At 73.0% G+C, this 12,246-nt stretch carries 13 protein-coding genes and 1 pseudogene; 5 read left to right on the top strand and 9 right to left on the bottom strand.

What is annotated here, in order from left to right; all coding sequences use genetic code 11:
- Nucleotides 1–116 precede the first annotated feature (116 nt).
- From ACN20G_RS10425 to ACN20G_RS10415, 3 genes are all read left to right on the top strand, one after another.
- Nucleotides 117–935: a GDSL-type esterase/lipase family protein gene (locus ACN20G_RS10425; protein WP_424212462.1), complete on the top strand. Its 819-nt coding sequence runs from the start codon at nucleotides 117–119 to the stop codon at nucleotides 933–935.
- A gap of 1,482 nt (nucleotides 936–2,417) precedes the next feature.
- Nucleotides 2,418–3,131: a hypothetical protein gene (locus tag ACN20G_RS10420; protein WP_424212461.1), complete on the top strand. Its 714-nt coding sequence runs from the start codon at nucleotides 2,418–2,420 to the stop codon at nucleotides 3,129–3,131.
- 967 nt (nucleotides 3,132–4,098) lie between these two features.
- Entirely contained in the window at nucleotides 4,099–5,088 is a 990-nt protein-coding gene (locus ACN20G_RS10415) for an aldo/keto reductase (protein WP_424212460.1), read from the top strand.
- A 397-nt stretch (nucleotides 5,089–5,485) separates the two neighbouring features.
- Here the strand turns inward: ACN20G_RS10415 and thpR are convergent, their stop codons facing one another.
- The 7 genes and pseudogenes from thpR to ACN20G_RS10380 all read right to left on the bottom strand — a co-directional run bounded on the left by thpR (nucleotide 5,486) and on the right by ACN20G_RS10380 (nucleotide 8,480).
- Nucleotides 5,486–6,043, bottom strand: coding sequence for an RNA 2',3'-cyclic phosphodiesterase (thpR, locus tag ACN20G_RS10410; protein WP_424212458.1), 558 nt, complete (start codon nucleotides 6,041–6,043; stop codon nucleotides 5,486–5,488).
- 128 nt (nucleotides 6,044–6,171) lie between these two features.
- Nucleotides 6,172–6,507, bottom strand: coding sequence for a DUF397 domain-containing protein (locus tag ACN20G_RS10405; RefSeq protein WP_424215462.1), 336 nt, complete (start codon nucleotides 6,505–6,507; stop codon nucleotides 6,172–6,174).
- A gap of 144 nt (nucleotides 6,508–6,651) precedes the next feature.
- The gene (locus tag ACN20G_RS10400) at nucleotides 6,652–6,834 is read right to left on the bottom strand and encodes a DUF397 domain-containing protein (protein WP_424215461.1); all 183 of its coding nucleotides are present in this window, start codon (nucleotides 6,832–6,834) and stop codon (nucleotides 6,652–6,654) included.
- 122 nt (nucleotides 6,835–6,956) lie between these two features.
- Nucleotides 6,957–7,094, bottom strand: a pseudogene (locus ACN20G_RS10395) (DUF397 domain-containing protein); the annotation flags it as partial.
- A 63-nt stretch (nucleotides 7,095–7,157) separates the two neighbouring features.
- Nucleotides 7,158–7,352: a DUF397 domain-containing protein gene (locus ACN20G_RS10390; RefSeq protein ID WP_424212457.1), complete on the bottom strand. Its 195-nt coding sequence runs from the start codon at nucleotides 7,350–7,352 to the stop codon at nucleotides 7,158–7,160.
- Between the two features lie 74 nt (nucleotides 7,353–7,426).
- Entirely contained in the window at nucleotides 7,427–7,621 is a 195-nt protein-coding gene (locus ACN20G_RS10385; RefSeq protein WP_424212456.1) for a DUF397 domain-containing protein, read from the bottom strand.
- Nucleotides 7,622–7,628: 7 nt separating this feature from the next.
- The gene (locus ACN20G_RS10380) at nucleotides 7,629–8,480 is read right to left on the bottom strand and encodes a helix-turn-helix domain-containing protein (protein WP_424212455.1); all 852 of its coding nucleotides are present in this window, start codon (nucleotides 8,478–8,480) and stop codon (nucleotides 7,629–7,631) included.
- A gap of 284 nt (nucleotides 8,481–8,764) precedes the next feature.
- Between ACN20G_RS10380 and ACN20G_RS10375 the strand changes: the two genes are divergently transcribed.
- Nucleotides 8,765–9,202 carry a hypothetical protein gene (locus ACN20G_RS10375; RefSeq protein ID WP_424212454.1) on the top strand — a complete coding sequence of 146 codons (438 nt, stop codon included), beginning with the start codon at nucleotides 8,765–8,767 and terminating at the stop codon, nucleotides 9,200–9,202.
- The gene (locus ACN20G_RS10370) at nucleotides 9,199–9,471 is read left to right on the top strand and encodes a hypothetical protein (RefSeq protein WP_424212453.1); all 273 of its coding nucleotides are present in this window, start codon (nucleotides 9,199–9,201) and stop codon (nucleotides 9,469–9,471) included. The genes ACN20G_RS10375 and ACN20G_RS10370 overlap by 4 nt, the downstream gene beginning before the upstream one ends.
- Before the next feature lie 39 nt (nucleotides 9,472–9,510).
- On the opposite strand, the gene ACN20G_RS10365 is transcribed toward ACN20G_RS10370, so the two are convergent.
- Together ACN20G_RS10365 and ACN20G_RS10360 are read right to left on the bottom strand one after the other, a co-directional pair.
- Nucleotides 9,511–10,788 (bottom strand): MFS transporter, encoded by a 1,278-nt coding sequence (locus ACN20G_RS10365; protein WP_424215460.1) that lies wholly within the window; start codon nucleotides 10,786–10,788, stop codon nucleotides 9,511–9,513.
- Nucleotides 10,789–11,729: 941 nt separating this feature from the next.
- Entirely contained in the window at nucleotides 11,730–12,167 is a 438-nt protein-coding gene (locus tag ACN20G_RS10360) for a MarR family winged helix-turn-helix transcriptional regulator (protein WP_424212452.1), read from the bottom strand.
- Between the last annotated feature and the right edge of the window lie 79 nt (nucleotides 12,168–12,246).

The raw sequence follows: 12,246 nt of genomic DNA, 5'->3' as shown, positions 1-12,246 counted from the left end.
GGGTCGCGGGCACGGGGCGGCGGGAACGGCGCATCTCCCCAGCGTGCCAGGCCGGCCGCATGCGGCGTGTTCGGGGTCACAGGGGGCGGGGGGTGTCGATCCGCGATGATGGCCCGATGCGCTTCCTGTTCGTCGGGGACTCCATGACCGTGGGCTGCGCGGGCGACTTCACCTGGCGGTACCGCATGTGGCGGCACCTGACGGCCGCCTGCGCCGAGCCCGTCGAGATCGTGGGCCCGCGCACCGACCTGTACGTCCCGCCCACCGCCACCGCCACCGCCACCGCCACCGGCGACGACGCCGCCACCACCGCTGCCGGCGCCGCCACTACCGTCGTTGCCACCGCCGCCACCACCGCGGCGGACGCCGGTACGGACGTCGGCGCTCCCCGACCCGTGTCCGGGGCCGCGGCGTCGGCGTACGCCGACCCCGCGTTCCCGTCGGCCGCGCGCCGGCACCTCGCGGGCTGGGGCGAGGGCTGGCAGCACATGGCCCCCCTCATCGGCCCGGTCGTCGCCGAACACCGCCCGGACGTGCTGCTCGTCTCCCTCGGCCTCATCGACCTGGGCTTCTACACCGACGCCGACCAGACCGAGGTCAACGTGCGCCGCTTCATCGCGGAGGCCCGGTCCGCGCGCCCCGACGTGCGCATGGTCCTCATGCCGGTCATCCCGAACGTGCGCGCCGACGAGGACGCTCCTTTCGGCGCCCAGTGCGCCCGGTTCAACGTGCTGTTGGCCAAGGCCGTCGCCGACCTCGCGGACGCCACGTCCCCGCTGCTCCTCACGGACCGCCCGCAGGGCTGGGACCGCGCGGTGGACACGTACGACGGCACCCACCCCAGCGTCTCCGGCGAGCACCGCCTGGCCCGCGAGTTCGCGACCGTCCTCCACCAGGCATGGTCCATCGGCGCCCCGTACACCCACCCCTTCTGACCCCGCCCCTCCGTCGAGCCCTGCCGCGAGCCCCCGTCAAGCCCACGGCCACGGGCAGCCCGTCACCGGCCACCGGTCGGCACACCCGCCCACCCCAGTGACACGGCGACCGCCGCCCCGGGCCGCCCCGCCACCCCGCCCCGCACCCAGACCCGGCCACCCCACACACCGGCCCCACTGCCCGCACACCACCCCCTCCGGCCGGCACATCGGCCCCTCCGGCCCCACACCGCCCCCTCCGGCCGCACATCGGCCCCCCGGGCTGCACCCGCCCCCCCCGGGCTGCACCCGGTCCCGCCGGGGCCGCACATCGCCCCCCCGGGCCGCACACCAGCCCCTTCGGGCCGCACGCCGGTCCCGCAGGCCCGCACGTCGGCCCTATCGGCCGGTACACCAGCCTCCGGGCTGCACATCGGCCCTCCGGGCCGCATACCGGTCCCGCTGGCCCGCACATCGGCCCCCTCGGCCGGCACATCGGCCCCTCCAGCCGCACACCACCCCCTCCGGCCCGCACAATCGGCCCCGTCGGCCGGTACATCGGTCCCCGGGCGGCACACCGGTCCTCCGGCCGGTGCGTTGGTCCCGCCGGCCCGCACATCGGCCCTGTCGGCCGGTACATTGGCCCCTCCGGCCGCACATCGGTTTCCTGGGCCGCACACCGGCCCGTCCGGCCGGTACACCGGCTACGCCAGCCGCACATTGGGCCCTCGGCCCGCACACCGGTCCCTCCGGCTGGTGCATCGGCCCCCTGGCCCGCACATTGGCCCCTCCGGCCGCACACCGGCCCGTCCGGCCGGTACACCGGCTACGCCGGCCGCACATTGGGCCCTCGGCCCGCGCACCGGTCCCTCCGGCTGGTGCATCGGCCCCGCCAGCCCGCACATCCGCCCCTGCGGCAGGTACACGAGCCCCCCCGCACGCTGCCTTCGGCGCACACCGGCCTTCGGCTTCGGGCCGCACGCTGGCCCCTTCGGTTGGTACACCAGCCCCCCCGGCACACCGGCCTTCGGCCGCACACCGGCCTTCGGCCGCACATCGGCCGGTACACGTCCTCGCGCAGCCGCCCCCTGGCCGGCGTCCCCGCGCGGACGACGGCTCGCCGGCCTGCCGACCCGTACGGTCTGCCGATGCGATGCTCCCGGGCCGCTTCCCGGCCCGTCATCCGACCCGTGCGGGGGCGACGCACCCGCCGAGCGGGGCGAGCGGCCCACAGGGCTCCCGCCCCGTACGGCACGGCGGGGTCAGGGCTGCCGCCTGGGGACGTGGACGCGCCGCTCGCCGGCACGAGCGCCCTGTCGGCCGGGCGGCCGAAGCGGTGACGGAGCCGGCCCGGGCGGGCTCGGTATCCGCCCCGGCGTCTCGCCGTGAGCTCGGCACGTGACACCACGCCAGGGCCGCGATTCGGTGCTTTGGTCCCGTCCCGCACCGGGTGTGGCTTCCATAGGGTCGAACGGGGAGAACGCGAGCGAGAGGGAGGCCCCCATGGGGCACACGAGGCGGGTGAACGGGGCGGGTTCGGGCAGCGGCGAGGACCCCGGGCGGGTCGAGGACGGGTACGGGGACGGGCCGATCGACGGCGGGCGGGTCGAAGGCGGGAGAGGCGACGGCAGACTTGTGGACGACGTGCCGATCGTGATTCCGGCCCGGTACCGCAGGAGTCGGTTGCTCGGCCCGTGCCTGGGTGTTCTCGGGGTGGTCGTCGTGGCGCTGTCGGTGTGGTGGGCGGGGTTCGACGGGGGGACCGGCCCGCGGTGTCTCGTTCTGGGGCTCGCGCTCCTGTTCCTCGCGGTGCTGCTGCGGTTCGCGACGGTGCGTGTGGTGGCGCACGAGGACCGGCTGGTGGTCACGGACACCTTCCGGCGGCACGTCGTCCCCTACGGACACCTCATCGGGGCCGATGCCGACCCCGGACGGGGGCTGCTGCTCCTGCTCCAGGACGGCGAGGACCCCCGGATGCTGCTCCCGCACGCCGGTCGGGACTGGAACCACCTGGCGACCGAACGGCGTTGGATGTGGCTGCCCGTGCCGCAGGGTGAGGCCGAGTGGATGGCCGACGAGATCGACCGCATCGCCGAAGTGTCCCCGACGCGCGGGCACGCCCCCGGCATCGTCACGGTTCCCCGTTTCCTCCCCTGGGCGGACGTGCTCGCCGTGACCGGCGCGGCCTCGGCCCTCGTGGGCCTGATCCTCGGCTGACCCCCGCCCTTGTTCCCCCGGCCCCTGCCCCCGGCCTTGTTCCCCCGGCCCCGCCCCTGCCCTGGCCCTCGGCCTCCCCCATGGCCCCCGTCGGCACCTGCCTCCTGCCCGTGGCCTCGCGCTTGTCCCGTGCCGGCCTCTACCTCTGCCCCCGGCCTTGGCCCGCGTTGGCCCCCGCCTCCGCCCTTGGCCTTGCACTTGGCCTGCGTCGGCCTCTGCCCCCGCCCCTGGCCTTGACCCGTGTCGGCCCCTGCCTTGACCCGCGGCCTTCCCCGTGGCCCGCGTTGGCCCCTGCCCCCCCCGCCTCTGGCCCCGCCCTTGGCCCGTGCCGGCTTCTGCCCCCGCCTCCGGCCTTGACCTGCGTCGGGCCCTGTCCCCGCCTCTGGCCTTGGCCCGTGCCGGCCCCTGTCCTGGCCTCCGCCTCCGCCCTCGGCCTACGTCGGCCCCTGCTCCCTTGGTCCCTGTCCTCGGTCGTCTGTGGGTCGTTGAGCCCCGGGTGTTCCGGGTCCTGTGCCCGCCCCCACCCCCCGCACCGTACCCGCTTCTGTGCCTCGTGCCCCGTGCCCTGGGCCCCCGCGCGGTCCGGGCGTTGGCCTCCGCGTTCGTGTTCGCGCGGCGAGTGCGTGCTCGGTGTGCTCGTCGTGCGTGTGCCCACGCCTGTGCGCCCGGTCTTCGTTCCGGTCCCGTGTCGTACCGCCGCAACCCGCCCACGGTCAGGCGGCCTTGCGTGCGCGTGGCCCGACAACCCCTCGTCGGCGCCTTGGTTCCCTCGCGGGGTGTACCCCTACACCCCGTCATGTGCCCACTCGCAGGCTTCAACTCGCGGCCACAGCAGCGTGTTCCCGTTCCTCGGGTGGATTTTTTCCCGGGTTTCCACCCGGGTTCCGCACCCTCGTGAAATTGCCCCGGCGCGCCCCGGGCCCACGCTCTTGCTTCGAGTGCACTCCAAGCAGTTGTCTGGTGTCCCATGAAGTACACGCAGCTCGGGCGCACCGGACTCAAGGTCAGCCGACTTGTCCTCGGCACGATGAACTTCGGTCCGCAGACGGACGAACCCACCAGCCATGCGATCATGGACACCGCGCTCGACGCGGGTCTCAACTTCTTCGACACCGCCAACGTCTACGGATGGGGCGACAACAAGGGCCGCACCGAGGAGATCATCGGCACCTGGTTCGCCCAGGGCGGCGGTCGCCGGGACAAGACGGTCCTCGCCACGAAGGTCTACGGCAACATGGCCGGCGACGGTGATGTGTGGCCCAACCACGACCGCCTCTCCGCGCTGAACATCCGGCGCGCGGTCGACGCGAGCCTCAAGCGGCTCCAGACCGACTACATCGACCTGTACCAAATGCACCACATCGACCGCCGGACCCCGTTCGAGGAGATCTGGCAGGCCCTCGACGTGCTCGTCCAGCAGGGCAAGATCCTGTACGTCGGCTCGTCCAACTTCCCCGGCTACAAGATCGCCCAGGCGAACGAGATCGCCGACCGGCGCGGCCTCGTCGGCCTCGTCAGCGAGCAGTGCCTGTACAACCTCGCCGAACGCCGTGCCGAGATGGAGGTCATCCCGGCCGCGCAGGAGTACGGGCTCGGCGTGATCCCGTGGTCCCCGCTGCACGGCGGCCTGCTCGGCGGCGTGATCAAGAAGGAGGCGACGGGCGGCCGGCGGGCGGAAGGCCGCTCGGCGGACGCCCTCGCGAACACGCAGGTGCGCGCGCAGGTGCAGGCGTACGAGGACCTGCTCGACAAGCACGGCCTGGAGCCGGGCGAGACGGCGCTCGCGTGGCTGCTGACGCGGCCGGGCGTGACGGGTCCCATCGTCGGGCCCCGCACCGGTGAGCAGCTCGACAGCGCGCTGCGGGCGCTGGAGCTGGAGCTGAGCGAGGAGGTGCTGTCGGCGCTGGACGAGATCTTCCCCGGCCCCGGCCCCTCCCCGGAGGCATTCGCCTGGTAGTCGTCCGCCGGCCGGGTCTGCGGATCCCGGAGGGGTTTCGGGGCGGTCGCGCGCACGTACGGGTGTCACCCGCCGGCGTGCGACCGTCCCGTCCCGTCCGACGTGCGCACGGGCACGGTGGGCGGGGCGACGGGCACGCGAACGGGCCGGTCGTCGGTGCCGGGGTGTAGACCCCGGGGGCCGACGACCGGCCCGTCGCCGTCCTGCTGCGGCACGGTTCGAGGCGGTGGGCGGGGGCCCAGGGGACGAGGTCAGGGCGTGTGCGGGCCCTGGCGGGGGCTTACTGGCCCACGGCGGCGGCCACGGCCACGACGAGGAACATCAGGACGAGAACGCTCGCCATCACACGGTTACGGGTCTTCGGATCCACGCCGTCGAGCGTAACGAATGTCGCGGATCAGCCGATCAGGGGGAGGCGTGCCAGGGCCTCGTAACGGGGGCCGGGCTCGTCCCCGTCGCGCAGCCGGCTGCGGACGAGCGCGAACTCGGGCACCGTCCACTCCCGACCCTCCCACTCCTCCAACGCGGCCCGCGCGGGCTCCGGATCGGGGAGGCGGGCGAGGGTGAGGTGCGGGGTGAACGTGGTGTGCGCGTCCGCCGGGACGCCCGTCGCCTCGGCGGCGGAGCGACCGGCGGCGGCGAGCGCTGTGAGCGATGCCACGTCGCCGCCGACGCCGGCCCAGAGCGAACGGCCACCGAACACGCCGGCGCCCCGGAGCACGGACGCGAACGGCGCGTGCGCCGCGCCCACCGCCTCCAGGGCGGCGACCAGGTCGGGCACGGCGGGGTCGGGGACCTCGCCGAGGAAGGTGAGGGTGAGGTGCCAGCCGGCCGGGTCGGTCCAGTGCCCGGACCCGTCCGGGTCGCCGACACCGGCCTTCCGGAGCGCCGTCACCTCGGTGAGGAGCGGATCGGTCACGGCGGCGGGCGGCAGCACGGCGGTGAAGAGTCGCATGCGCGGAGTGTGCCGGACCGGACCCCCGCCCGGCACCACCCCACCGCGCACGGGGCGGTGCCGGACGCGGGCGCGGCCCCGGCCGGCGGCACGCGGCACCGGGCGGCCCCGCGCGGTTCCGGTCGCGATCACACGAGGTGGTCGAACTCCCCGGCCTTGACCCCGAGGACGAACGCCCGCAGCTTCTCGCGCGTTGTGGTCACCACCACGCCCAGATCATCACCCTCCCGCATGACGATCCGCCCACGGTGAGTCGCCACCTCGACGCACGCCATGCTCGCCCCGGAACACGAGGACTTTCGGCAAGCGCCCGCTGTTGTCGCGGCGACTCCCTCGGATCGGCTCTCGGAGAGCCTCCGAAGGCGACCGGATGTGGGCGGGGTGCCGATGCGGACGAGGTGGTCGAACTCGCCGGCTTCGATGCCCGGGATGAAGGCGCGCGGTTTGTCGCGCGTGGCGGTCACCACCACGCCGGGATCACCGCTTTCCCGCACGACGATCCCCCAAGGTGAGCCGCCACCTCAACGCACGCCACGGTGTCCCCGGAGAACGATGACTTCTGCCGCCGGCACGCGGTACCGGGCGGTCCAGCGCGGTTCCGGCGGCGCTCACACGAGGTGGTCGAACTCCCCGGCCTTGACCCCGAGGACGAACGGCCGCAGCTTGGCCGGTGAGGTGGTCACCACCAGGCCCGGATCATCACCCTCCCGCATGACGATCCGCCCACGGTGAGTCGCCACCTCGACGCACGCCATGCTCGCCTTGGAGCACGAGGACCTCCGCCAAGCGATCGCTGCTGTCGCGGCGACGCCCTCAGATCGGTTGTGAGAGAGCGCTGGAGGCGACCGGATGTGGGCGGGGTGCCGATGCGGACGAGGTGGTCGAACTCGCCGGCTTCGGTGCCCAGGATGAAGGCGCGCGGTTTGTCGCGCGTCGCGGTCAGCACCACGCCGGGATCATCTCCTTCCCGCACGGCGATCCCTCTCTGGTGAGTCGCCAACTCAACGCACGCCATGGTGTCCCCGGAGAACGATGACTTCTGCCGGAGGATCGGTGCCGACGCGTGGGTCTCCCGCCGGTGAGGGGCAGAGCGAGGGGCGCGCTTGGCCGGGCTTCAGGTCAGGTGGTCGAACTCGCCAGCTTTGACGCCCAGAATGAAGGCTCGGAGCTTGGCCGGTGTCGTGGTGACGACCACGTTGGGGGCGTCACTCTCTCGCATGACGATGTCGTCTCCGTGTGTCGCCAGCTCGACACAGTTCTCCTGCGCGGCGGAGAAGGAGGACTTCTGCCACGCGATGGGGGCTTTCATGTCGGCTCCTCTCGTACCGGGCGATACGAGAGGAGCCTGCGCCCGCGAGCGAGAGCTGGTCAAGGGCGCCGAGATCAGACGAGGTGGTCGAACTCGCCGGCCTTGATGCCCAGGATGAACGCTCGCAACTTGGCCGGGGTGGTGGTGACCACGAATTCAGGATCGTCGCTCTCCCGCATGACGATGTTGCCGTCGTGTGCCGCCACCTCGACGCACGCGTTGGTGTCCGTGGAGTACGAGGACTTCTGCCATTTGGGTTCGCTGTTCATGCCGTGCTCAGGTTTCCTTTGCGATGCGGTGGATGAAATCTCGCGACTTTTCCGTGGTGAGCGAGAGTTCGTGGATGGAGCTGTAGACGTCCCGGTACTTGCGGAGCTGTGCGGTTGCGTCGAGCACCGAGCCAACGGATGCGTCGTCGACTTGGACGGTGTCGAGGGCCGGCACGGGTCCGCCGGCGTAAAGCATGGGCTGAGCTGCCCCGTGGAAAGCCTCGATCGCGAACGGAATCACGCGGATCGCGACGCTTGGCCAGTCACAGACATCGAGGAGTGAGCTGAGCTGGGCCCGGGTCGCTTTCCTGCTGCCGTACGGGATGCGGAGAGCCGCTTCGTGGATGATGGCCTCGAAGGGCGGAGGTGTCTCTCGGTCGAAGATCTGGCGGCGAGAGAGCCGATGGTCGATCCACAGAGCGAGTTCCTTTGCGGCGACCCCGGGGTTGCCGCTGGAGAAGATCGCGTGCGCGTACTCCTCGGTCTGGAAAATTCCGGGTACCGCGAGCAGCTGGATGCTTCGCAGGAAGGTCGCGTGGTGCTCCAGCTCCGCGAGGTCGAGCAGGTTGACCGGGAGTGAAGGGCGGTATCGCTCCCACCACCCCTTACCCCGCTCCTCCGCCATCGCAGCCAGGGCATCGACCACGTCCATGTCCTGGGCGGAGTAGAGCGCGGCCATGTGGCGAACGCGGGCGCCGCTGACGCCGTAGCGGCCCGATTCGATGTGACTGATCTGCGCGGTGCCGCCGCCGAGGCGTTCGCCCGCCACTTTGCTGGTGAGGCCGGCGGCCTCGCGGAGCTTCCTCAACTCCGTTCCCAGGCGGACCTGTCGGGCCGTCGGGTCTGAGCGTGGTGGCATGGATCCCTCTCCAGTCGGTTCGGTACGAGTGTGCCGTGAGGCGTCGCAAGGGTCCACTCACCCTTGCGAGTGATAGGCGTGGGTGCACGCTTGCACCCGGCCCAAGATTGGGCCTACTTTAAATCACGCGGCGAGAGCGTTCGATCACGTCAAGTGCAGCCATTCGCAAGGGAGTTGCGGAGTTTCCGCAGGCGGATCGGCCAGGCCAGGCGAGGCGGCATCGCCCGATCAGAGCACGTCCAGGGAGACCGACGAGGGAGTCGGTTGTGAGCGGGAGTGTGTGGATGGACATCGGTAGCAGCGCCGGCAGCAACGGCAACGGGAACGGCAGCCACATCGGCGGCAGCGGTGGCGACAGCAGCAACGGCGGCAGCGGCGGCGACAGCCGTGTCGGCGACACCGGCCGCGACATGGGCGGCGACACCGGCCGGGGCCTCACCGGGGACACCGGGGGTGGCCGCGGTGGGGACACGGGGGAGGGGGATTTCTCGCACTCCGAGCGGTTTCGGCCCGAGGTGGGGACACTGGTCTACGACAGGCAGAAGAACCGGCAGGGCGTCGTGACCACGCCCGCGATTCCCGGGCGGTGGATCTGGTTGCACTTCCCCGACATGCCCGACCGCGTGTGGGGCGCCCTGCACCGCGATCTGCGGCCCGTGGACGCCCGTACCCCGCTCGGGTCCCCGCCCGCCGCCGTCGATCCCACCGGGAGCGCCCTGTGACCTCCTTCGACCCGTTCCCGCACCACCCCGGCGCCTGCGAGCCCACCCTGCCGCCCGGGGAGCACCTGCCGACCGCCGCGGACTTCCCGGCCGGGACGCCCGTGCACGTGCACCTCGACACGATGCCGGACACGCTGTTCGCCGGGACGGTCGCGGTCAGCGAGTTCCACCTCGTGAACCGCCTGCGCGTGCAACTCGACGAGCCCTCGCCGAGCGGGGCCCTGCACGTGGTCGTGACCCCCAACAGACTCGCCCGCCGCACGTCCTGACACGGACGGCACGGCGGGCGAGGGGGACGCACACACGGGCTACGCGACCGGGACGAGTTCCTCCCGGCGCGCCGGCGTCCGCGTCCGGTTGGGCACGAAGGTGACGCCGTGCCGCGAGACGCTCAGCCGCAGGTTGCCGATCCGCGACAGCACCAGGCCGACGGCCAGCGCCGCGATCAGCGCGATGCCGCCGCCGGCGGCCATGCCGACGCGCACGCCGTAGGTGTCGGTGATCCAGCCGACCAGCGGCGCTCCGATCGGGGTGCCGCCCATGAACACCATCATGAACAGGGCCATCACCCGTCCCCGCATCTCGGGGTCGGTGGCCATCTGCACGCCGGAGTTGGCGACCACGTTCACGGTCATCCCGAACATGCCGACCGGGATCAGCAGCGCCGTGAACACCCACAGGTTCGGCGAGAACGCCGTCGCGATCTCCACCGCTCCGAACAGGGCCGCCGCCATGACCAGCACCCGCAGGCGGGACCGGCCGCGCCGGGCCGCGAGCAGGGCACCGGCCAGCGAACCGGCGGCGATCAGGGTGTTGAACAGGCCGTAGGTGCCGGCGTCGCCGTGGAACACGTCGTCGGCGAAGGCCGCGAGCCAGATCGGAAAGTTGAACCCGAAGGTGCCGATGAACCCGACCAGCACGATCGGCCACACCAGCTCGGGCCGCCCGGCCACGTGCCGCAGCCCCTCGCGCAACTGCCCCTTGGCGCGTGGGCGCGGGGTCACGGGGTGCAGCTCGTTCGCGCGCATCAGCAGCAGACCGGCGATCGGCGCGGCGTACGACAGGCCGTTCAGCAGGAACGCCCAGCCGGAGCCGACGGCCGTGATCAGCACGCCGGCGAGCGCCGGGCCGACCAGGCGGGCGGACTGGAAGTTCGCCGAGTTCAGGCTGACGGCGTTGGCGACCTGACGCGGGCCGACCATCTCGGACACGAAGATCTGCCGCGCCGGGTTGTCCACGACGGTGACGAGACCGAGGAGGAAGGCGGTCAGGTAGACGTGCCACACCTGCACGTGGCCGGTGAGGGTCAACGCGGCCAGCGCGAGGCCGGTGGCGCCCATCGCGAACTGGGTGCCCAGCAGCAGCGGACGCTTCGGCAGCCGGTCGGCGAGGACGCCGCCGTACAGGCCGAACAGCAACATCGGCAGGAACTGGAGGGCGATGGTGATGCCGACGGCGGAGGCGGAGCCGGTCAGCGACAGCACCAGCCAGTCCTGGGCGACGCGCTGCGCCCAGGTGCCGGTGTTGGAGACGAGCTGGCCGGCGGCGAAGAGCCGGTAGTTCCGGATCCGCAGCGAGGCGAACATCGACTTCGGGACGGGCTCCTCGGCCGGGGTGGGGGCGGTGCCCGTCGCACGGTCGGTGCCCGCCGCACGGTCGGTGCCGCGCGGGGTGCCCGTCCCGTTGCGCGGAGCGCGCGCCTCGGGGGCGGGTGCGCCGGCGGGGCCCGGGTGGGTCACGTCGGCGCCGGTGCCGGGGACGCCGGAGGCGGAGGCCGGGCCGGTGCCGCGGGCGGCGGGGGCGACGACGGGGGCGGCGGTGTGGGCGGCGGCGAGGGTACGGTCGCCGGCCGCGCGGCCGGTGGCGGGTGCGCCGTCGGCGTGCGTGCGGGCGGTGCCCGGGCGGATACCGTGCGCGGCGGCCGTGTGGCGCGGGTCGGCCCCGTTCGCGCCGGTCGCGTTCACGTGGACCGCGCTGGTGCCGACCGCGTTCGCCCCGGTCGCGTTCGCGCCGGTCGCGTTCGCGCCGGTCGCGTTCGCGTGGACCGCGTTCACGTGGACCTCGGTCGTGCCGGCCCCGTTCGTGCCGGTCGCGTTCACGCGGATCGGGCTCGTGCCGGCCACGTTCGCGCCGACCTCGGTCGTGCCGGTCGTGTTCGTGCCGACCGGGTTCGTGCGGATCGGGTTCGCGGCGGACGTCATCGTGCCGGGCGTGCGTGCGCCGGCCGTGTCGGGGTCGGGCGTGCTCGTGGTGTGGGCGGGGGTGGTGCGGGGGGTGGTGCCCGCGGTCGCCTTCGCGGCCGTGGGGGCCGCGGGCCCGGCGACCGCGCCGGGTGTCTCGGGTTCCGCCTCCGCCTCGGCCCCGAGCGCGGCCGCGGCCTCGGCGGGTGCCGGAAGGCCGGTGGCGTGCGTCGCGGTGCCGGTGGGGGTCGTGGCGGTGGGGGTGGTCGGGGTGGTCGGGGTCCGGCCGGTCGCGGGGTTCGCTCCGGTTGCCGTACTCAAGGGCTCTCGCCTCCTCGCGTCGTCTCCTACAGGTGCGCGAGCTTCTCCAGGACGGGAGCGGCGGCCTTCAGCTTCGCCCACTCGTCCTCGTCGAGCTCGGCCGCGAGTCCGGCGAGGAAGGCGTTCCGTTTGCGTCGGCTCTCGTCGAGCATCGCCACGGCCTCCTCGGTCCTGCTGACCACCTTCTGCCGGCGGTCCTCCGGGTGCGGCTCCAGCGTGACCAGACCCTTGGCCTCCAGGAGCGCCACGATCCGGGTCATCGACGGGGGCTGGACGTGTTCACGTCGTGCCAGCTCGCCGGGGGTGGCCGGACCGCATTGGGAGAGGGTGCCGAGGACCGACATCTCGGTCGGGCTCAGCGACTCGTCCACACGCTGGTGTTTCAGGCGCCGGCCGAGCCGCATCACGGCCGACCGGAGATCGTTCACGGCGGCCGCGTCGTCGCCATGGGAAAGGTCACGCATGTTCTTTAGCGTAACTCATTACTCTTTCTAAAGAACAGGGGGTTTCCCGTGACGTGCGCGACGTTCCGCGCGCGCGTAC

Source organism: Streptomyces dryopteridis, from assembly GCF_049606955.1.
In the GTDB taxonomy this organism is placed as follows: domain Bacteria; phylum Actinomycetota; class Actinomycetes; order Streptomycetales; family Streptomycetaceae; genus Streptomyces.
The sequence above is the reverse complement of the archived record's forward strand: the minus strand, read 5'-3'. Positions and strand labels throughout refer to the sequence as shown.

What these genes read in the sequence shown, in the direction of transcription:
- ACN20G_RS10425 (WP_424212462.1), top strand. Translation starts at nt 117, where the DNA reads ATGCGCTTCCTGTTCGTCGGGGACTCCATGACCGTGGGCTGCGCGGGC.
- ACN20G_RS10420 (WP_424212461.1), top strand. Translation starts at nt 2,418, where the DNA reads ATGGGGCACACGAGGCGGGTGAACGGGGCGGGTTCGGGCAGCGGCGAG.
- ACN20G_RS10415 (WP_424212460.1), top strand. Translation starts at nt 4,099, where the DNA reads ATGAAGTACACGCAGCTCGGGCGCACCGGACTCAAGGTCAGCCGACTT.
- thpR (WP_424212458.1), bottom strand. Translation starts at nt 6,043, where the DNA reads ATGCGACTCTTCACCGCCGTGCTGCCGCCCGCCGCCGTGACCGATCCG.
- ACN20G_RS10390 (WP_424212457.1), bottom strand. Translation starts at nt 7,352, where the DNA reads ATGAAAGCCCCCATCGCGTGGCAGAAGTCCTCCTTCTCCGCCGCGCAG.
- ACN20G_RS10385 (WP_424212456.1), bottom strand. Translation starts at nt 7,621, where the DNA reads ATGAACAGCGAACCCAAATGGCAGAAGTCCTCGTACTCCACGGACACC.
- ACN20G_RS10380 (WP_424212455.1), bottom strand. Translation starts at nt 8,480, where the DNA reads ATGCCACCACGCTCAGACCCGACGGCCCGACAGGTCCGCCTGGGAACG.
- ACN20G_RS10375 (WP_424212454.1), top strand. Translation starts at nt 8,765, where the DNA reads ATGGACATCGGTAGCAGCGCCGGCAGCAACGGCAACGGGAACGGCAGC.
- ACN20G_RS10365 (WP_424215460.1), bottom strand. Translation starts at nt 10,788, where the DNA reads ATGTTCGCCTCGCTGCGGATCCGGAACTACCGGCTCTTCGCCGCCGGC.
- ACN20G_RS10360 (WP_424212452.1), bottom strand. Translation starts at nt 12,167, where the DNA reads ATGCGTGACCTTTCCCATGGCGACGACGCGGCCGCCGTGAACGATCTC.